This window comes from Shigella flexneri 2a str. 301 (genome assembly GCF_000006925.2).
GTDB lineage: Bacteria > Pseudomonadota > Gammaproteobacteria > Enterobacterales > Enterobacteriaceae > ECMA0423.
This window is the reverse complement of the sequence record NC_004337.2, coordinates 1,760,742-1,780,858: the sequence shown is the minus strand read 5'-3', so window position 1 is coordinate 1,780,858 and position 20,117 is coordinate 1,760,742. Positions and strand designations below refer to the sequence as shown.

12 protein-coding genes, 5 pseudogenes and 6 other annotated features are annotated in these 20,117 nt (G+C 47.5%); of the genes and pseudogenes, 2 read left to right on the top strand and 15 right to left on the bottom strand.

Features of this window, described 5'->3' with window-relative positions; genetic code table 11:
- Positions 1-102: 102 nt before the first annotated feature.
- Positions 103-534, top strand: coding sequence for an osmotically inducible protein (gene osmC / locus SF1743; protein NP_707608.1), 432 nt, complete (start codon positions 103-105; stop codon positions 532-534).
- Between the two features lie 211 nt (positions 535-745).
- On the opposite strand, the gene SF1742 is transcribed toward osmC, so the two are convergent.
- The 12 genes and pseudogenes from SF1742 to SF1731 all read right to left on the bottom strand — a co-directional run bounded on the left by SF1742 (position 746) and on the right by SF1731 (position 13,737).
- The gene (locus SF1742; RefSeq protein ID NP_707607.1) at positions 746-1,516 is read right to left on the bottom strand and encodes a peptide ABC transporter ATP-binding protein; all 771 of its coding nucleotides are present in this window, start codon (positions 1,514-1,516) and stop codon (positions 746-748) included.
- Positions 1,509-2,495, bottom strand: coding sequence for an ABC transporter ATP-binding protein (locus SF1741; RefSeq protein NP_707606.1), 987 nt, complete (start codon positions 2,493-2,495; stop codon positions 1,509-1,511). Before SF1741 ends, SF1742 begins: the two co-directional genes overlap by 8 nt.
- Positions 2,492-3,388, bottom strand: a sequence feature (Similar to Escherichia coli K12 transport protein gi: 1787760 (299 aa). BLAST with identity of 98% in 299 aa. This CDS ontains frameshift. The sequence has been checked and is believed to be correct.). It overlaps the preceding gene by 4 nt.
- Positions 2,492-3,388: pseudogene (locus SF1740) on the bottom strand. It overlaps the preceding feature by 897 nt. The gene SF1741 and the pseudogene SF1740 overlap by 4 nt, the downstream one beginning before the upstream one ends.
- Positions 3,389-3,402: 14 nt before the next feature.
- Positions 3,403-3,734, bottom strand: a sequence feature (Similar to Escherichia coli K12 conserved hypothetical protein gi: 1787763 (194 aa). BLAST with identity of 97% in 111 aa. This CDS has been truncated. The sequence has been checked and is believed to be correct.).
- A pseudogene (locus SF1739) lies at positions 3,403-3,734 on the bottom strand. It overlaps the preceding feature by 332 nt.
- A gap of 257 nt (positions 3,735-3,991) precedes the next feature.
- Positions 3,992-4,609 (bottom strand) — a sequence feature (Similar to Escherichia coli K12 enzyme gi: 1787765 (808 aa). BLAST with identity of 98% in 206 aa. This CDS has been truncated. The sequence has been checked and is believed to be correct.).
- Positions 3,992-4,609, bottom strand: a pseudogene (locus tag SF1738). (Overlaps the previous feature by 618 nt.)
- Complete coding sequence (gene yddV / locus SF1737) at positions 4,534-5,679, bottom strand: hypothetical protein (protein ID NP_707605.1); 1,146 nt, start codon at positions 5,677-5,679, stop codon at positions 4,534-4,536. The pseudogene SF1738 and the gene yddV overlap by 76 nt, the downstream one beginning before the upstream one ends.
- A gap of 376 nt (positions 5,680-6,055) precedes the next feature.
- Entirely contained in the window at positions 6,056-7,375 is a 1,320-nt protein-coding gene (locus SF1736) for a hypothetical protein (RefSeq protein NP_707604.1), read from the bottom strand.
- Between the two features lie 130 nt (positions 7,376-7,505).
- Complete coding sequence (gene xasA / locus SF1735; RefSeq protein ID NP_707603.2) at positions 7,506-9,041, bottom strand: acid sensitivity protein transporter; 1,536 nt, start codon at positions 9,039-9,041, stop codon at positions 7,506-7,508.
- A 155-nt stretch (positions 9,042-9,196) separates the two neighbouring features.
- Positions 9,197-10,597, bottom strand: a complete 1,401-nt coding sequence (gene gadB / locus SF1734; protein ID NP_707602.2) for a glutamate decarboxylase — start codon at positions 10,595-10,597, stop codon at positions 9,197-9,199.
- Positions 10,598-11,059: 462 nt separating this feature from the next.
- Positions 11,060-11,827, bottom strand: a mobile genetic element.
- Positions 11,075-11,470 carry an insertion element IS1 protein InsB gene (insB, locus tag SF1733; RefSeq protein ID NP_707601.1) on the bottom strand — a complete coding sequence of 132 codons (396 nt, stop codon included), beginning with the start codon at positions 11,468-11,470 and terminating at the stop codon, positions 11,075-11,077. It overlaps the preceding feature by 396 nt.
- Entirely contained in the window at positions 11,497-11,772 is a 276-nt protein-coding gene (insA, locus tag SF1732; protein NP_707600.1) for an insertion element IS1 protein InsA, read from the bottom strand. It lies within the feature at positions 11,060-11,827.
- Positions 11,806-13,737: pseudogene (locus SF1731) on the bottom strand.
- Positions 13,563-14,330, top strand: a mobile genetic element. Its footprint overlaps the pseudogene before it by 175 nt.
- Here SF1731 and insB (SF1730) point away from each other — a divergent pair.
- Positions 13,812-14,315 carry an insertion element IS1 protein InsB gene (insB, locus tag SF1730; protein ID NP_707598.1) on the top strand — a complete coding sequence of 168 codons (504 nt, stop codon included), beginning with the start codon at positions 13,812-13,814 and terminating at the stop codon, positions 14,313-14,315. It overlaps the preceding feature by 504 nt.
- Before the next feature lie 254 nt (positions 14,331-14,584).
- On the opposite strand, the gene yddB is transcribed toward insB (SF1730), so the two are convergent.
- The 3 genes and pseudogenes from yddB to SF1727 form a co-directional block, all read right to left on the bottom strand.
- Positions 14,585-16,945: a hypothetical protein gene (yddB, locus tag SF1729; RefSeq protein ID NP_707597.1), complete on the bottom strand. Its 2,361-nt coding sequence runs from the start codon at positions 16,943-16,945 to the stop codon at positions 14,585-14,587.
- 37 nt (positions 16,946-16,982) lie between these two features.
- Positions 16,983-18,668 (bottom strand) — a sequence feature (Similar to Escherichia coli K12 ATP-binding component of a transport system gi: 1787772 (562 aa). BLAST with identity of 98% in 562 aa. This CDS contains an in-frame stop codon. The sequence has been checked and is believed to be correct.).
- A pseudogene (gene yddA / locus SF1728) lies at positions 16,983-18,668 on the bottom strand. Its footprint overlaps the feature before it by 1,686 nt.
- A 290-nt stretch (positions 18,669-18,958) precedes the next feature.
- On the bottom strand, positions 18,959-20,116 hold the full coding sequence (locus SF1727; protein ID NP_707596.2) for a hypothetical protein: 1,158 nt from the start codon (positions 20,114-20,116) through the stop codon (positions 18,959-18,961).
- Position 20,117: the final 1 nt, after the last annotated feature.

Genomic DNA, 20,117 nt, shown 5'->3' with positions numbered 1-20,117 from the left:
AAGTAATATTTTCGCCGTATTTTATTCGGAATATCCTGCTTATCCTCGTGCTGTTTCTCACGTAGTCTATAATTTCCTTTTTAAGCCCACAGGAGAGCAACAATGACAATCCATAAGAAAGGTCAGGCACACTGGGAAGGCGATATCAAACGCGGGAAGGGAACAGTATCCACCGAGAGCGGCGTGCTGAACCAACAGCCGTATGGATTTAACACGCGTTTTGAAGGCGAAAAAGGAACCAACCCTGAAGAACTGATTGGCGCAGCGCATGCCGCATGTTTCTCAATGGCGCTTTCATTAATGCTGGGGGAAGCGGGATTCACGCCAACATCAATTGATACCACCGCCGATGTGTCGCTGGATAAAGTGGATGCCGGTTTTGCGATTACGAAAATCGCACTGAAGAGTGAAGTTGCGGTGCCGGGTATTGATGCCTCTACCTTTGACGGCATCATCCAGAAAGCAAAAGCAGGATGCCCGGTCTCTCAGGTACTGAAAGCGGAAATTACGCTGGATTACCAGTTGAAATCGTAAAGCATTGCCGGATGACGCGTCAGGCGCGTGAATGCCTGATGCGTTGTTAGCATCTCTACAGCGCCCGCCAGCACCGGAGGTCACGTCCGTCCTCCCTTATTGCTAATGATTGCCGGACTTCACATCCGTGGGTTGCCAGAGGGCAACGTTCGTAGAAAAAACAGCCTTGCGGCAACGTGCGGTTTCCCGGCAGATCCGTTTTACGTAATGCTCATTCTTCCTCCAGCGGTTTATCAATGGCGGGGAGGGAATCCAGCAATAATCGGGTGTATGGATGTGCCGAAGCAGTCAACACCTGTTGCGCGTCGCCCAGTTCTACAATCTGCCCGAGATACATCACCGCCACCCGATCGCTCATATGACGTATCACCGAGACATTGTGTGAAATCAGCACATAAGTCAGCCCGTGATTTTCCTGTAGCGTTACCAGCAAATTGAGGATCTGCGCCTGCACGGAGATATCCAGCGCCGAGGTTGGCTCATCAAGCACAATCACGTCAGGCTGCGAAGAGAGTGCTCTGGCAATGGCGATGCGTTGCCGCTGCCCGCCGGAGAACGCATGAGGCAGGCGGTCGAGATACTCCGGACGAATACCCACCTGCACAGCCAACTCCTCTGCCAACGCTCGCCGCTGTTGTTCACTACTACGCTTAGCTATCCAGAGCGATTCTGTGATGATGCGCCACACCGGTAAGCGCGGATTAAGCGAAGAGAGCGGGTCCTGAAACACCATCTGCATAATGCGTTGTGAGCCTGAACGGATGTACTGCCCGTGGCTCGGTTGCAGCATGCCCATTAAAAGCTGTGCGAGGGTGCTTTTGCCGCAGCCTGACTCGCCGACGATCCCTAAGGTTTCACCACGGCGGATCTGTAAATCAATACCATTAATGGCATGAACATGTTCCGTAGATTTGCCAAGCCAGTTTTTACGGGCCGGAAAATTGATATGGACGTCGCGTAACGTTAATAACGTGTCAGACACTTATGACCTCCTGCTGCGGATACCAACAGGTGCAGTGCTGGTTGTTGTCACCACACGCTGTCAGCGCCGGGACGTTTTCACACTGTGCACCTGCCGCATAGCAACGATCGCGAAAAGCGCAGCCGTCAGGCAAATGGGTGAGGTTTGGTACCGTCCCTGGAATGGCGGGTAATGGCTGGCGTGGTACTCCATGTTCTGGTGCGCATTGCAGCAAACCAATGGTATACGGATGCCGGGGATGATGGATAACGTCTGCCGTCCCGCCGCTTTCAATTACGCTTCCGGCATACATCACGTAAACGCTATCGCACAGTTGCGACACCACGGCCATATCATGGCTGATGAACAGTACCGCAGTTCCACTGGCGCGTGCTTTATGTTTAAGCAAACGCAGTACCTGCAACTGTACTGTGACGTCCAGCGCCGTCGTCGGTTCGCCGGCAATAATCAATTGCGGCTCGCAGGAGAATGCCGGCGCAATCATTACCCGCTGGCGCATACCACCTGAAAGCTCAAACGGATAGCGCGACATAACTTCCACGGCATCCGGGATTTGCATCTCTTCCAGCAGTGCAATCGCTTTAGCTCTGGCTTCCCGACGACTTATTGGTTGATGATGGCGGATTACGTCCATCATCTGAAGACCTATTCGACGTGTCGGATTAAGGGCGGTCATCGGTTCCTGAAAGATCATCGCCACTCGTGCGCCGCGCCACTGACGAAGCTGTTTTTCCCGAGCGTTAAGAACATCTTCTCCCAGCAGTGAAATCTGCCCCCGATGTACGCAATAACTGCCCGTCGGTAGCAGACGCATAATCAGCATTGCGGTGACTGATTTACCTGAGCCGGATTCTCCCACCAGACCGACAATTTCGCCGCGGTTAATCTGCAAGGACACATTGTTGAGCGCGTGAACATCACCGTTAAAACCGGGGAAACTCAAATGCAGCTGTTGAATGTCCAGAACGGGTTGGGTCATGACTGCTTTCCTCCTGCTTTCGGGTCAAGCAGATCGCGAATACCATCACCAAAGAGATTAAACCCGACGGAGGTAAGCAAAATCGCTGCCCCCGGAAATGCGCAATACCACCACTGATCGAGTACATAGTTGCGACCATTCGCTACCATCGCGCCCCATTCAGCACTCGGTTGTTGAGCACCCAGGCCAATAAATCCCAACGTGGCGGCCATTAAAATCGCGCTACCGATATCCAGCGATGCCTACACGATCAGCGGCGGTAGGGAGTTACGTAAAATATGCCAGTTGATCAGATGCCAACGAGACGCGCCAAAGGTTTTCGCCGCCTGAACATAGGTATACTGGCGTACAACTAATGCTTGCCCCCGCGCCAAGCGCACATAAAAGGGAATTCGCACAATAGCAATCGCCAGCATGGCGTTAAATAAACTCGGCCCGAGAGCGGCAGCCAGTGCCATTGTCAGTACCAACGAAGGAATCGACAGCATAATGTCCATGATGCGCATGATGATGGCGTCTGCGCGTCCGCCAAGCACACCGGATAGACATCCGAGTAGCGAACCAATCATACCCGCAATGGCGACCACCACTAATCCGGCGAGAATTGATTGCTGACTGCCGACCAGTACGCGGCTAAACAGATCGCGTCCCACTTCATCGGTGCCAAACCAGTGCGCCGCAGAAGGCGGCAAAAGGCGGGCGGTTAAATCAATGGCGTTGGGATCATGCGTCGCCAGCCACGGTGAAAAAATCATCATCAGTCGCATTAATACAATGATGACTGCGCCGGTCACGGTGAGCGGACTGCCTTTCAGCATCCATACCAGTTTTGCACCGTTAAATCGCGTTTGTTTTTGTGGGCGTACGGCGGACGTTTCCTCGCTTAGCATCATTCACCACCTCCACGTCATCACGAAGCGTCAGGTCGAGCGCCGTGCCACGGCTGTGATTAGAACCGACCGTCACATCAACAACATATTGCGGGTCTGGGCAGGCTTGCCACAACATCGCCTGTGCTTGTTGTGGGCGATACGCATCGTAAATCACCAGTTGTAAGCCTGACAGCTGGGCGATACTGATACTTTTCGCCAGCGCGGTAATCGCATCTTTATGTAGCAGACAACGCGCTTGCTGATAAATAGCTTTACCTGTGATGTTATCAACGCAGGCATATTTCAATTCGATCTCCAGATCAGGGAAGATCACGGCTAAATCAACCAGTTCGGTGGTATCCGACATAAACGGTTCCTGTATAAGACAAAAATTGCTGCGCTTTCCGCTTATGCAGATCTCATGCCATGCCGGGATAAGCGCCAGAATGCTGGCTTAAAGTTATATTTTTTAACTTTTGATCAACATTTGTGCAGCGTAGTGCAGTTTTGGTGCAAGAGGGAAAGTTAAGGAAGGAATCTCCCGGAATCGTAGCTGAAATCACAGTATTTAAGTGACAGTGTCACCTTAAAGGAAAACCCGCGAGTGCGGGCGAGAGGAATTTGTCAGATTTTCAGCGGTAACACGCTGCTCATCCAGCCTGGAATTTCTTCGGCGGGAAGGGGGCGGGAAAAGAAATATCCCTGAATAACGCGACAGTGGATCTTACGTAGCATCTCAAATTGCTCTTTGGTTTCGACCCCTTCCGCCACGACGGTTAAATTGAGGCTTTGCCCAATGCTGGTAATGGCTTCAAGTAAGGCCAGGATGCGTTTTTCCGTCAGACAACGATCGACAAAGCTTTTGTCAATTTTGATTTCCGTTACCGGAAGACTGACTAAGCGGGATAATCCGGAAAAGCCCGTGCCAAAATCATCTACCGATAAACCCACGCCCATATCACGCAGGATCTGAATGCGCTTAAAGATTTCGGTATCGTGTTCCATCATCATGCTTTCCGTGATTTCCACCGTCAGCTGGTGGCCGTCAATACCCCAGGCTTGCATTGCATCAGACACCTGATTAGGCAGCTGATTACTGCGAAAGTGCAGCGCCGACAAGTTCACGGATAACGCCGGGATATGAATATTCTGGCTACGCCATTCTGCTAACTGACGGCAAGCTTCCGCGATGACCCAGCGCCCAATATTTTCGATTTCACCAATCTCTTCTGCGAGAGGAATGAGACTTTACGCAGAATTTCATCGCCAGTGTTATGGCCCCACGTATCGTTGATCTCTTTGAATTTATCAACGTCAATAATCAGCACTGACAGCGGTGTACCGGTCCGGTTGGCATGGGCAATTTCGCGTTTGAAGATAGTCGGCAGGAAACGGCGGTTAAGTAATTTCGTCAGTACATCCATACCGACTTCGTGGCGCGATACTTCTTCAAACAATTCACGCAGCAAGGTAATAATCTGCGATACGGTATTTCTTATCTGTAATAGAAATTTCACCCGCAAACTTCTGTTATTCAAAATCCTGGTGTTACGCATGGTTTGATTGAAAATACCGTCGAAATCCTGAATCAGACGGGAGATATGGCCCACTTCGGCAATGCCGCTAAAATAATGTCGACCTTTATGGTTAAACCACAGGCCAAAATCAGCCTGGCTTAAAGGCAAACTGCTGCCTAAATCAGAATCCAGCAGGACTTTATAGATAATATCTATTTCCCATGAAAGTATTGAGGCTATTTGCCGTTCTTTTTCTTCTTCGGCGTTTTCCAGTAACGAGAAGATACGATAGTTTTCATCTTCCTTTGAGGCACTACTGTCACTAAAGGTAAACGCGCGGGTCATCACTTCCATCGCGATATCAATACTGTTAATCGAGAAATGGTAGACCTGAAGTTTTTCTGCGGCGGAATAATCCGAAGAGAAGATTACCGGATAGAGGATTTTTTTCAGCACCCGAAACCCCATCTCGACAATTTCTACCGGAATTCCTATGCGGGCATGCACTTCCGCGACGGTATGCTGGATTTGTATTAGCCTTTCGACATCGTCAACCTGGGCAGAAAGCACGTTAATAATCCAGCGTTCCATCGCACTTTTCAACTGCCGCTCAACTTGTTCATTACTCAAGAATTCTTCGGCATGCGGGTCGATGCGGACAATTCGATAAAACTCGATACTCAGATAATGAGCATGCGCAAGGGCAATTTCTGCGGCTTTAGCACGAATGAGAGGATCTGCCTGTTCGACAAGTCCGGTCCACTCATCTTTCATTCTTTTAAAATACATCTCCATAATTCACACCCTTATAAGGCTGGGAAATCAGACGGAATCAAAACGAAACGCAACGTGCGAGATCGACTAACTGCACCATATTCTCCTGAAATATGAAGATATACTGAAAAGAAATAAGCGACTTAAGACAGTTTCAATCTACGCTACTGTTCTTCAGAAGAGTATAGCCCATCGTAATTATTTTTCGGTGACAGCGAATATCGTATGGTTTTTCATATTCATACATTTTTATTAGGGATTTATAGCTGTTTAACTAAGTGTGGTTAATTGCGTGGTTAATTTGACTTATGTAAGCATGATTACTAGTGGGATATTTCACAAGGTGTAACAAGCCGGTGGGTAAAGCACCGGCTTGTTACAAAGTAAGCATGGTAGTTTAACTGCCCCAACGACTTTGCAGATAGCTGACCGCTTGTTGAGTCTGCGGTTTATTCAGATAGTCCTCACGGAACAAGATGGTGCCGCTAATTTCTGGTACCGCATCGTTAAGATCGAGCTGCTTTTTCAGTTCCGGTACGCCGCCGTTAATCATCCAGTCTGGCTCTATCTTTGAAGGTTCACCCACTTTATAGAAGGCGATACCGATATACAGGCGGGTCCTGGTTGGTTTAACGACATCCGCCCACCATTTTGCCAACACGTCATAACGCGCGGCACTCCGTGAGAACGGCCAGTAAATTTGGGGAGCAATGTAATCCAGCAATCCTTGTTCCACCCATCGACGGGTGTCTGCGTAGGATTCGTCATAGGCTGCCGCGCCTCGGGTATCGGAACCGAGCGGATCGTGTGATCGGTTACGCCACACGCCTGCCGGGCTAACGCCAAATTCGACTCCCGGCTTAATGCTTTTAATGGTGTGTGATACCTTTGCAATTAACTGCTGAGTATTGTTGCGCCGCCAGTCTGCTTTTGACGCAAATGCGCCTCCGTATTTACGGTACGTTTCGTTATCATTTAGCCGTGAACCCGGTGATTCAGTATAGAAATAGTCGTCAAACTGCACGCCATCTACCGGATAGCGGGAAACCACTTCAGCGACTATTGATGTGATCCAGTCCTGAACCTCAGGGATGCCCGGGTCGAGGACAAAGCGATCGCCAGACGTTCTGATCCAGTCACGGTGTTGCACATAGACGCTCGCCGGTTGTTGAGACAGAGTGCTATTCAGTTCCCTGATAGTACCGGGCTTCGTATTAACCGATACGCGATAGGGGTTAAACCAGGCGTGTACTTTCATCCCACGCTTGTGGGCTTCGTCGAGCATGAATTGCAGCGGATCGTAACCCGGATTTTCACCAATCTTACCGGTCATAAGATCGGACCACGGCAAAATTTTCGATGGCCACAGGGCGGTACCGTCCGGCTTGACCTGGAAAAAGACCGTGTTTATGCCGAGACGTTGGAGATGATCCAGTTTGTCGATCATCGCCTGTTGTTGTACACGGGCTCGGCTGGTGGGATTACTAATGTTAACCGAGGAAACCGGTGGCCAGTCGAGGCGAGAAACCGTGGCCAGCCAGATGCCACGCATCGGTTGTGACGATTGTTGCGTCGTGGCTGGTGGCTTTGAACCTGCTGGTGGTGTCACCATGGACTCTGGAGGCGTGCTTTTACAACTACACAGTAAAAGTGCCAATGCAACCAGTATCGCTGGTCTTCTAATCGTTAATTTCTTGTTTCGGGAGCAGATATCCATATGTGCTGGTTTCCGGTAAACAGATGTGCGCTCATTCTCGTACTTATCCCGGTTAAGTCAATACGACAGCAAGCACGAAAAAGGGAGCGATGAATTATCGCTCCCTTGTCTTATAACCATTCAGACATGGTTAGTGTTTCTTGTCATTCATCACAATATAGTGTGGTGAACGTGCACGCGGGTGCAGGAAGAAGTGACCTTTTGGTGCGTTCTGACTGTTGATTGGCTCCAGAGTGACGCCGGTATTCGCTTTGCCTTTACGATCATGAACAGCATAGAGAATAAAGGGCAGGGCAAGTACCACCAGGAAACTAACAACCAGTAATTCAACATACATATCGGTAGAATCACCCTGGATGTTATCCGGCGGCAGGAAGGAAACAATAAACGCCATAATTGAAGTCAGCAGACCGACAATTGCCACGACCAGTTTCACCCCTTTACCACCAGGGATATTAAATGTGCGTTTTAAGTCAGGATGTTTAAGAACCAACACAATGTAGCCAATAAACAGCATGAAATAAGCACACAGATAAATCACCACCGTCAGCGCCAGTGCGATCAGGAAGGACATGTTGTTACCGCCACCGGTATTGGTGAGGATGATCAACGCGATAGAAGTAATCACCAGCTGCGAAATGACCAGCGTTACCGGTACGCCATTTTTGTTCATTTTAGCGAATGCCGCTGGCAGCAGGTTTTTCTGCGCTGTGACATACATCCCGCGAGAAGGACCAACAATCCAGGAGGCGATTTCCGCCAGAACACCCAGCAACAGCAGTGCGGAGATCACGCGAACCGTCCACTCAATTTCCGGTGCCACATGGGACATCAGAACGGTAAAGGTTTGCATTACCCCTGCGGAGAGGTTGATTTCATTACCCGGAATGACCATCGCAATAGACAAACCGCCAACAGAGCTTAAGCAGATTGCCGCCACCATCAGCAGTAACATAGCCAGTGGATAGTCGCGCCCGGGGTTGCTCATTTCATTGACGTGAGTTGCGGAAGCTTCTACGCCCATATAACTCAAAATGAAGGCAACAAATACAACCAGTGTGCCCACTTTAGAGAAGTCAGGGAAGAAGGTCTTCGAATCCATTTCGATAGCAACGGGGGCACCGGAGTGCAGGTAAATAGCCGCTAATGCGATCAAAATAAATGCAGGTAACAGGATACCGGCGAAGAAGCCAACTTTAGCAATTCGCGCCGTGTATTTCGTGCCACCAAACTGCGTTAATGCCAGCGCCCAAAGAATGATGAGTGCTGCAATAGTTTTGGTAATGGGGTCTTCATTCAGCGCTGGCCATTTCAGGATGTAGGAGAGTGCCCCTAACACGAAATAGAGCATCGGAATAAAACCAATGGCGATTTGCAGATAGCCAAATGAGATCGCTGCAAATCCCCATCTCGGACCCAGAGTATTTGATACCCAGGCGAAGACACCACCTTCTTCCCAGCCGTCGACGGTGGCCATTTCCGCAGCACAAAGTCCCACGGGAATAAACCATAAAATCCCGCCTAATAGCAGGAAGAAGACTAATGAAAAGCCCGATGTTGCGAAGGTAGGGTATTCATAAACAGCCATTACCATCGATGCCGTTATGGCAAAGAATCCGAGTAATGTGAGCTGCTTAGCTTTACCTGTCTGTACTGATGTAGCCATATTATCCCCCTAAAACGGTATTCCTGTCGGAACCGCACCTGTTTTGTTCTGAAGCGTATTCAGAACAATATTTTCCGTTGCTAATGCCAGTGAACAGACTTTGGAAATTATCCCGAAACGGGTTCGTTTCGGGACACCGTTACCGTTAAACGTTATCAGGTATGTTTAAAGCTGTTCTGCTGGGCAATACCCTGCAGTTTCGGGTGATCGCTGAGATATTTCAGGGAGGCTTTGTAGTCTTCCAGCAACAGTTCAGCAAAGTCCATTTCGAAGCCGCGACGACACATAATGCGCATCACCACGATGTCGGTGGCTTCACCGCCGAGAGTGAAGGCCGGAACCTGCCAGCCGCGCAGACGCAGACGTTCAGAGAGGTCGTACAGGGTGTATCCCGGATCTTCACCATCTTTCAGTTTGAAGCAAACCGCCGGGATGCCTTCGTCCGGGCGACCGGTACAGATGAACTCATACGGCCCCAGTTTGGCGATCTCATCCGCCAGATAGGCAGCGACCTGGTAGGAAGCATTCTGTACTTTGGTATAGCCTTCACGACCAAGGCGCAGGAATTCATAGTACTGTGCAATCACCTGACCCGCCGGGCGGGAGAAGTTGATGGCAAAAGTACCAATCTGACCACCGAGGTAGTCAACGTTGAACACCAGTTCCTGCGGCAGCGCTTCTTCGTCACGCCAGATAACCCAGCCGCAGCCCAGCGGAGCCAGACCGAATTTATGGCCTGAAGCACTGATCGATTTCACACGCGGCAGGCGGAAGTCCCAGACGATATCCGGGGCGACGAACGGTGCCAGAAAGCCACCGCTGGCGGCGTCGATGTGCATGTCGATGTCGATACCGGTGTCGGCCTGGAATTTATCCAGTGCATCGTGCAGCGGTTGCGGGAACTCATAGTTACCGGTGTAGGTCACGCCGAAAGTCGGCACCACGCCGATGGTATTTTCGTCGCAGGCTTCAATCATGCGTTTCGGGTCCATAAACAACTGACCGGGGCGCATAGGGATCTCACGCAGCTCCACATCCCAGTAGCGGGCGAATTTATGCCAGCAGATTTGCACCGGACCGCACACCAGGTTTGGTTTATCCGTTGGTTTGCCTGCAGCTTCCATACGCTTGCGCCAACGCCATTTCATCGCCATCCCGCCGAGCATACAGGCCTCGGAAGAACCAATGGTGTTGGTGCCAACGGCCTGACCATTTTTCGGCGCAGGCGCATGCCACAGATCGGCAACCATGTTTACGCAACGCAGGTCGATGGCTGCGGATTGCGGATATTCTTCTTTGTCGATCCAGTTTTTGTTAATGGATAAATCCATCAACTTGTGGACGTTTTCGTCGTCCCAGGTCTGGCAGAAAGTGGCCAGGTTCTGACGAGCGTTGCCATCAAGATATAATTCATCATTGATAATCTGAAATGCGACATCGTCGCGCATTTCGTGCAGCGGAAAACGTTTTGATTCTGCGATAGTGGAAATAGACTTCGCACCAAAACGTGAATCGAGTAGTTCCGACCTTAAATCCGTTACTTGCTTCTTATCCATTTTAAACTCCTTAAAATGATTGGATCGCATTAAAAAAGTAGGATTTATCGATAAAGTAAGCAAGTGCAAAGGACTCGTGTTTAAATAACAAAATCCTAATGTTATTTATCGTGAGATATTGTTGGAATGATATTTTTTCATTAAAAACAATGTAATAGAGAATTCTTGGGTGGTGGCAAGGTGTTTTATGTTGTTATTTTTATGCGCTTTCTGTGCCTCCTGAATTATCACGTAAAAATCAGGCATTAAAATATCACTATTAGTACTTGGTTATTATTTTGAACGCATTTATAAAATTATTACATAAAAATAGCGAATATTGCTAAAATCCCCGCCAACGATGTGTTGACGGGGCTGTTATTATTTTGGCAATAATACTCCGGTATAAGTATTTACCGGATGAGAAAGATATTGTTTAACGGCAGTGTTAACATTCTCTACCGTCATTTGTTTCAACAATTGGGTAATGACTCCAACTTACTGATAGTGTTTTATGTTCAGATAATGCCCGATGACCTTGTCATGCAGCTCCACCGATTTTGAGAACGACAGTGACTTCCGTCCCAGCCTTGCCAGATGTTGTCTCAGATTCAGATTATGTCGCTCAATGCGCTGAGTGTAACGCTTGCTGATAACGTGCAGCTTTCCCTTCAGGCGTGATTCATACAGCGGCCAGCCATCCGTCATCCATACCACGACCTCAAAGGCCGACAGCAGGCTCAGAAGACGCTCCAGTGTGGCCAGAGTGCGTTCACCGAAGACGTGCGCCACAACCGTCCTCCGTATCCTGTCATACGCGTAAAACAGCCAGCGCTGACGTGATTTAGCACCGACGTAGCCCCAATGTTCGTCCATTTCAGCGCAGACAATCACATCACTGCCCGGTTGTATGCGCGAGGTTACCGACTGCGGCCTGAGTTTTTTAAGTGACGTAAAACCGTGTTGAGGCCAACGCCCATAATGCGTGCACTGGCGCGACATCCGACGCCATTCATGGCCATATCAATGATTTTCTGGTGCGTACCGGGCTGAGAGGCGGTGTAAGTGAACTGTAGTTGCCATGTTTTACGGCAATGAGAGCAGAGATAGCGCTGATGTCCGGCAGTGCTTTTGCCGTTACGCACCACGCCTTCAGTAGCGGAGCAGGAAGGACATCTGATGGAAATGGAAGCCACGCAAGCACCTTAAAATCACCATCATACACTAAATCAGTAAGTTGGCAGCATTACCTGAATTTGAGCATTTTGTAGCGATGCCCAAATATTGTCGTTAATCGTGCTGTGGGTGATTCGCTGGTTAATCAACTGGAAACCAGGTTCAGGGTTATTAGTCCGCGCGCTAACGGAGAGCAACGTATTCATGCCACTGACTTTACTGCTCATGGTTACCGAGTTTTCCGCACTCCAGCGTTTCAGGCTGGAAGAGGAGAGTTCGCCAACGCCGCTTCCGCTAACTGCTTTATTTGCCAGCGCGATAAGTGATTTTTGCTGCGCAGGGAAACTTAAATCGCCTTTATTCGATACGGCAATAATTTGTAGCTTTTGCTCTTCACCCGCGGATTTTGCCAGAATAACCTTGGCACCATTGGAAAGTGTTAATGATGTCAGATTCTCAGCCAGCGTTTCTTTGCTGCTAATTTCCGCCTGTGGGTCAGCGTCTACTGTTAACGATAAATTTCTGCCTGGGAAGATGTAAGCCGCCAGCTTTTTGTTGGCGTACTCTTTTTCCAGCGCCAGGATAGCCGCAGGAGACAATGCTTTTTTGGCGGCAAGCTCATTGTTTACCATTTGCTCCCAAAATGCGTCCTGGTTCTTTCTTAACTGCTGCCATTTTTCCGCCAGACTTTGCACGGTAATTTGCTGCCACAGACGTTTCGAAAGTTGATATGTCTCTTCCGGCGACAAGAACGGCGTATTATTTAATGAGCTGGATGCCAGGCGACTGGTCAGCATACGTAAATCACGTTCAGCTTGCTGATCAACCGCATTTTTCAGCCAGGTGAGGCGGGTAGATTTGACATCATCGAGTTCTTCAGCAGAAAAACCATGCTGATCAATGGTTGCCAACTCTGCCATTAATGCATTCGCAGCATCCTGCATATTATCGTCTCGTGCATTTACACGGAAAAACAGCGACTGATAATCGGGTGCAATTTTAACGCTGCGCGCAGTGCCGCCAGAAATAGTCTTCAACTCGCCCGACTGTATGCGTTCCTGCAGACGTTGATTGAACAGCTGAACTAACATGCTCCATTCAGCTTGTTCGACAAAGCTTTGCTCATCGTTCACTTGTACCATTGGCAGGCGATAATAGAGTGCGATGCCGTTCACCCGGTTTTCTTTATCATTAATGATATTAAAGCGCAGGTGGTTTTCGGCTTTTGTCGGCCAGACGCGATTTTCAGCTGCTTTGTTAGCCGGAAGCTTACTTAAATTATCCTTTATCAGCGCCAGCGCTTCTTTACTGTCGATATCGCCGACCACGATAAAGGTCATATTATTTGGTTGATACCAGCGTTGATAAAATTGGCGCAATTGTGCCGGCGTGACCGTGGCGACAGTATCCATCAGGCCGATAGGTTCACGGTCTAAATTACGGGTATTAGCCAGCAGGAAAGGGCGGCGCGCCTGAGAGGTGCGCCATTTCGCATCCTGATGGGCACGCCATTCCTCAGTAATTACGCCACGTTCAGCGTCTACTTCGAGTTTTTCAAAGGTTGCGGCATTACTCCATTCACTGAAGATTGCCATCACTTGTTGCAGATTTTGTTTCTGCGTAGTCGGCAAACTCACCTGATACACCGTTTCGTCATAGCTGGTATAGGCATTAACATCGCGACCAAAACGCAGGCCCATTGACTCAAATGTTTCGATGACTTTATTACCCGGCCATGTTTTTGTGCCGTTAAACATCATATGTTCTACAAAATGAGCCACGCCGCGCTCATTGTCTTCTTCCTGCAATGGGTAATGCTGCCAACTTACTGATTTAGTGTATGATGGTGATTTTAAGGTGCTTGCGTGGCTTCCATTTCCATCAGATGTCCTTCCTGCTCCGCTACTGAAGGCGTGGTGCGTAACGGCAAAAGCACTGCCGGACATCAGCGCTATCTCTGCTCTCATTGCCGTAAAACATGGCAACTACAGTTCACTTACACCGCCTCTCAGCCCGGTACGCACCAGAAAATCATTGATATGGCCATGAATGGCGTCGGATGTCGCGCCAGTGCACGCATTATGGGCGTTGGCCTCAACACGGTTTTACGTCACTTAAAAAACTCAGGCCGCAGTCGGTAACCTCGCGCATACAACCGGGCAGTGATGTGATTGTCTGCGCTGAAATGGACGAACATTGGGGCTACGTCGGTGCTAAATCACGTCAGCGCTGGTTGTTTTACGCGTATGACAGGATACGGAGGACGGTTGTGGCGCACGTCTTCGGTGAACGCACTCTGGCCACACTGGAGCGTCTTCTGAGCCTGCTGTCGGCCTTTGAGGTCGTGGTATGGATGACGGATGGCTGGCCGCTGTATGAATCACGCCTGAAGGGAAAGCTGCACGTTATCAGCAAGCGTTACACTCAGCGCATTGAGCGACATAATCTGAATCTGAGACAACATCTGGCAAGGCTGGGACGGAAGTTACTGTCGTTCTCAAAATCGGTGGAGCTGCATGACAAGGTCATCGGGCATTATCTGAACATAAAACACTATCAGTAAGTTGGAGTCATTACCCTGCAATGAACCGGTATGAATTTGCAGCCATAAATTTACCTGATCCTTTGGATGAGCATGCGGATAAATCATATATCGCAAGTCATTGTCCAGTTGCCCGGTAATTAACTTTTCATCCTGCGGTAAGGCGGCGGCAATCAGCCGCCCGGGGAGCAACAGAGTTGCCACTAACGTCAGTAAGAAACAGAGGTTTCTCATAATTATCTCCATGCGAAAACCGGGCGAATTTACCCGGTTAAGTAAAATCCGAACTATTAAAATTTCATGCTGACATCAAGCCAGAAAGTACGGCCACTGGCGTAGGTCGCCACACCGGTGTTCGTTGTATCAACAGCGGTTTTGCTATCCAGTACATTGAGAATATCGGCACTGATCGTCAGGTTTTGTTGTTTCAGAAATTGTGGCGTCCAGGACAAGCGGGTGTCCCAGGTCAGGCTGCTATCCAGTTTTTCGTCAACATACTGCTTGTAATCTGAGTATTCGCTGATGTATTGCGCATTTGTCTTACCAAGGATAATGCGAGCTTTACGCGCTTCTTGCCAGGCCAGCGTATTCGCCCACACTAACCCGCTCGGTTGATGCGTGAAATCCATGTTTAAGGAGATCTTTAATGGGTTATTAAAATCTGCCACTGGAACGCTATCGTAAGAGACCAGATTACCGTTATAAACCACCTGGTTATCACCGGTATTGCTCTCCTCATAACCATTGTTTAACGACAAGTTGCCCTTGCTCTTGATATAGCTAAAGACAATTTGCGGGTTAATATCTACCTGGCGGATATGCAGGGGTTCGGCCAGTTCAAAACTGAGGTTAAACGAATGCGTTTTGGTTTTGCCATCGTTGTTATATTCAGTAATGGTGGTTTTAGTCGCGCTGTCGGTACGACTGCTTTTGCTGATTTGATCATGCGCTTCACTTGCGCGTGCAATAACGTTCTTATCGATTTTTTGCTGCAATCCCATTGCCAGTTCATCGTTATAAGGCGTTTTCAAATTCTGATAACGCGTCAGGGTTTTATTACCTGATACCGATTCCGTCCAGCTATTGCGGATATCACGTAATCCCATATCAAGAATATTCCCGCCATAGTAACGGTTATAACCGGCGGTAATCATTGAGGTTTGATCAGCAAAAATATCCCATTCCGTCATAAAGCGCGGGGAGATATTGTGGTTTGACAGATAGTTGTCATAGTCATAACGCACACCGGGCATTAACGACACATTCCGCCAGCTAATGTGATCCGCCATATACAGCGTGTAGTTGTCAATTCCCAGGCTGCCTTTACCTTTATGGTAAATGGTATGGTTAGTTTTCTTTCCTGCAGCATTAATCACATAGGATTCAGACTGGTTATGGCGTTCAGTCCATGCATCGGAATAGATGTATTCCGCGCCGAAGTAGGGTTGATGCGAAACATCACCCACGGCGAATTTTTGCCAGTCCAGGCGTGTTTTGAAGGTGTAATTATCTACAGCCTGGGAAATGTGTCCTAATCCGCCACGGGTACAACGCCCTGTAATATCACCATATGTACATGAAAGTTCGGTGTACCAGATGTCATGATCGTGACGGGTATAATCACTAATATGATCCCAACCAACGGTGGTACGTAGTTTGGCCCATGCGAGTTGCGTATCCATATCCCATGCCAGACCATAGGATTTATTACCCATTTCGCGATCAGACTGCGGGAAGGTGCTGGTATTATAATCACGGCTGGAGCCGGTATATTTTAAGGTTAAATCGTGGGTAAAGCGGTCGCTGGCAAACCAGGTAAATTTGCTCAATGCAGTATCGATAACGTTTTTATACTGTGCCCGACCGGCGACAATGCCGTCATTCGAAACATAATCCGCGCGGGTGATATCAGACTGGCGGCGCGATAAACCGGCGGTAACGCCAAAGTTATCAGCCAGCTCCTGATTAAACGACAAGGTATAAAAGTTCTTTTTAAAATCTGGAGAGAAATAGGTACTTCCTGAAGAACCTTGATTAAATGCGCTCTTGTTATTCTCATCGATATGCGATGTTAACCAGTCCAAACGCGTAGTGCGATAACCCAATTTCACCTTGCTATCATCAGCGTTGAAGCGTTTGATCTTTGCATCAATTACCCCGCCATTGAAGCGACCAAATTCAACCGGCACAAAACTGTCATAAAGCGTCACATTGTCCAGTAAGCTGACATCAAGATAATACCCCTGTGACATCCCGCTAATATTGGTTGCACTACTGGCATCGGACTCATTCGCTGGGTTCAGGTTATTAGTTGCACTAATACCGTCAATCAAATAGGCATTCTGGTAGGGCGACGCACCGTGAATAGAGATTTTCTCAGGGCGAATATCTCCCTGGTTCAACGAGGTACTTTGCGTTGAATCCATGCGTACCGCAGGGTTGGTTCTCAGCAGATCGCTGATATTGCCATTCCCGGTCGGTAAACGCTCGATGCTTTCACTGGTGTAATGCGTGTTGCCGTTTACGGGTACAGGGACAGGAGCATAGACCGTCATCTCTTCAAAAAAATACATGTACATGTTTTTGTCATCGACGGCCTGCGCCACATCAGCGCCACATAAAATGACGCCAGGAATAAGAACTCGCTTCATTTATTTATATCTCCGTACAGCAGGGCTTTTATTGTTGTTATAAAACCGTGCTAATGTCACAAATATCATCAGCCAGGTTCCAGACACCGGGTTGATGTGTAACCATAATGACGCCGCTTGTGGGTAGTTTTTCACGCACTAAACGCAGTAAGCGTATAGCCTCTTGTTCCTCAAGATGAGAGGTAGTTTCGTCAAGAAATATCCATTTCGGACGTCGTAAAATTAATCGTGCCAGGGCGATACGTTGTTTTTCGCCGCTGGAAAGAATATCTCCCCAGCGATCGTGGTCATGAATACGCGCAGCCAATTTTCCCAGACCAACCTGATGCAGTACTTCGCTCAACGATTTATCGTCTACGGGCAGGGGAAGTGCTTTACAAATAATCTCTTTCAGTAAGCCGCTTTTGATTAACGGTGTTTGTGACACATACCAACTGTCAGCAGGAGAAGAAATATCACCTTTAAACCACGGCCAGCAGTGGGATAATGTTTTAAGCAGTGTGGTTTTTCCCGCACCAGAGTAGCCTTTCAGTAATAGCCATTTGCCTGGCGAAACATGAAAGTTCAAGTTCTCTAATATGATCTTATTATCAGGCGTACGAATACTCGCATTAGCCACTTGTACCGCATGTTGGCAATTTTTAGGCTTATTCGTAGGGCGCTATTCAGTGAGTTGATGGAACTCATACAAGCGATCGATAACCGCAGCCAGTTCAGCAAGTTCGTCATATTTATAAATAAACCAGCTTAAATTGTTCGATACTAGCATAAATGCCTGGCGCGATTTCATCAGTCCGCCCAGATTGATCTGCCCGCTAATAAACTGCGGCAATAACAGAAAGTAGGGAAGAACGCTAAGCGAGCGCGAATAAATATTTTGCCAGTAATCAAGCCACCGCTGACGATTCATTAAACGATGCCAGTTCTCTTTAATGGTATGAAAATTGTCGCGCAACTCCTGGCGTTGTAGAGACTCAGCATTGCTTAGCGCAATCAGTTCTGCCTGCTTATTATGCTGCACAAGATTAGTTCGAAATGTCGCTTCGCTACGTTGTTTTTCCACATTAAGCGGACGAATACGTTTACCCACCTTATGGGTAAATAAAGTTCCACCGATCACAATGAGCACGACGGTATAGACCATATACCCCTGGATATTCCATTCTGTTCCACCAACAGTGAATGAGAGCGTACCCGCGCTTTGCCAAAGAATAACGGTAAAGGTGATCAGCATGCTAAGTGACTGGATGAAGCCAAATGAAAGACTGAGCGTTTTGTTGATCAGTAAGAGAATGTCTTCAGCGATACGTTGGTCAGGGTTATCTGTATTTTTATGCTCGCCGTAGATCTGCGTGAAGTAGTAGTTTTTATCTGCAAACCAGCGATTAAGGTAGTAATCTGTTAACCATTCGCGCCAGCGAATAGTCAGTAGTTTAATTAACCATGTTTTGTTTGCGGATATTAATACAAAGATCCCCAGCAGGGCAGGGAACCAAAGAACGAGCTGCCAAAGCTTATCGGTTTCTTTCTGGCTTAGCGCATTGAAAAAATCATTATTCCAGTCGTTTAACCAGACCTGAATTTTAACCACGCCAAGGATCATTGCGAGGATAATAATGATTAACAACACTGAAGTTTTATTATTCTTACGCAGCCAAAAGGGCTTCAGCAGACAGAGATACTTTGCTATCAACATACAAAACGTAATGGGAATGGTTATCATTAGCGAAAATTGATTGTGCCATCCAATGATTATCTATGGCAATGATTTACTGATGAAATTTATTTAAGCATCATTTAACAATATGAAATATATAGAAATTTTTAATTTTCAGTGGTTATGGTTATGCTATTGATAATCAAGGGTATTGCTAATGCCCTGACGCATACCACGTAAGCCAGGATTTTCGCAAGGGAAGATGATGATGACGAAACACCCGACAGGAATTTATGTCGGGTGCCTTGTTAAGGTCATAAGAAGGAGGCTAAGAATGGAGTTAAAAGAGAGCGTTATTAATTATTCTCCATTTGTTTTGCAACATCCATAATGTGGTAAAGCGGTACTCTGTTCTTAGCTAACTCAACCATGGCGTTCATATAAGGTACCATGGTTGAAAAAAGGATTTTATAACCTTCGCAAAAATAAGAAACAGTCTCATTGTTTACTTTAGTAATACGATGCTTAGGACAACCGCCATTGCAGATAGGTTTATATGCACATTGCTGACATTTCGCTGAAATCCGTTTTTTTTGCGCTGTCAGTTGTACACTGTTCATCGTTTTGAGTTCAGATTTATTAATGTTTCCAATTTTGTACTGTGGATAGACAAAATGGTCGCATTCGTAAATGTCTCCATTACTTTCAACAACCAGATTATCCTTGCAGGACTCCTGGAAAATACAACTTGTATGCCCATTCCCCAAAAAACGGCTGACAAAGCTTTCAAACTGACGAATGAAAATTTCACCCACATCGTTTTTAACCCATTGCATAAAAATGGTTGACATAAACTTGCCATAAGCCGTGGGAGGCACAGAAAAATCAATGATACGGAATGTGTTCTCACTATGACCACTGAAATCAATATTCGGCGTCCCGGTTTCTAGCAATTCGATAAATTGCATATGTTTACTGCCGATAGATTTTAAAAAATGATAAACCTCAAGAGGATAATGGACATTAACGTTATTAATGACGGTTAACGTATTAAACTCTACTTGATATGATTTCAGACGCTCGATGGCTGCTATCACTTTTGCAAAAGTACCGTTACCTGAATTACTGCGTCTGTAACGGTCATGTAACTCCTGGGGGCCATCGATCGAGATACCAACCAGAAATTCATGTTCTTTGAGAAAGGCACACCATTCATTATTCAATAAAATGCCATTCGTTTGTAATGTATTAAAAATACGTTTTTGGCCTGCATAGCGTTGTTGATAGTGAATAACTTTACGGAAAAAATCCAGGCCAGCCAGAGTGGGTTCACCGCCTTGCCAGGTAAAATAGACCTGATTGCCAGACGCTTCGATATATTGTTTGATGAACTCTTTCAGAGTGCTGTCATCCATCCATTTTTCATGAGTAAACTGCGACTCTTTTTCAAGGTAAAAACAGTAATCACATTTGAGATTACATTGAAAACTGGAGGGCTTGGCTGTAACGTGCATC

Coding starts and splice junctions, on each gene's coding strand:
- osmC (NP_707608.1), top strand. CDS start 103: ATGACAATCCATAAGAAAGGTCAGGCACACTGGGAAGGCGATATCAAA.
- SF1741 (NP_707606.1), bottom strand. CDS start 2,495: ATGACCCAACCCGTTCTGGACATTCAACAGCTGCATTTGAGTTTCCCC.
- yddV (NP_707605.1), bottom strand. CDS start 5,679: ATGGAGATGTATTTTAAAAGAATGAAAGATGAGTGGACCGGACTTGTC.
- SF1736 (NP_707604.1), bottom strand. CDS start 7,375: ATGGATATCTGCTCCCGAAACAAGAAATTAACGATTAGAAGACCAGCG.
- xasA (NP_707603.2), bottom strand. CDS start 9,041: ATGGCTACATCAGTACAGACAGGTAAAGCTAAGCAGCTCACATTACTC.
- gadB (NP_707602.2), bottom strand. CDS start 10,597: ATGGATAAGAAGCAAGTAACGGATTTAAGGTCGGAACTACTCGATTCA.
- insB (NP_707598.1), top strand. CDS start 13,812: ATGTCGCGCCAGTGCACGCATTATGGGCGTTGGCCTCAACACGGTTTT.
- yddB (NP_707597.1), bottom strand. CDS start 16,945: ATGAAGCGAGTTCTTATTCCTGGCGTCATTTTATGTGGCGCTGATGTG.
- SF1727 (NP_707596.2), bottom strand. CDS start 20,116: ATGCACGTTACAGCCAAGCCCTCCAGTTTTCAATGTAATCTCAAATGT.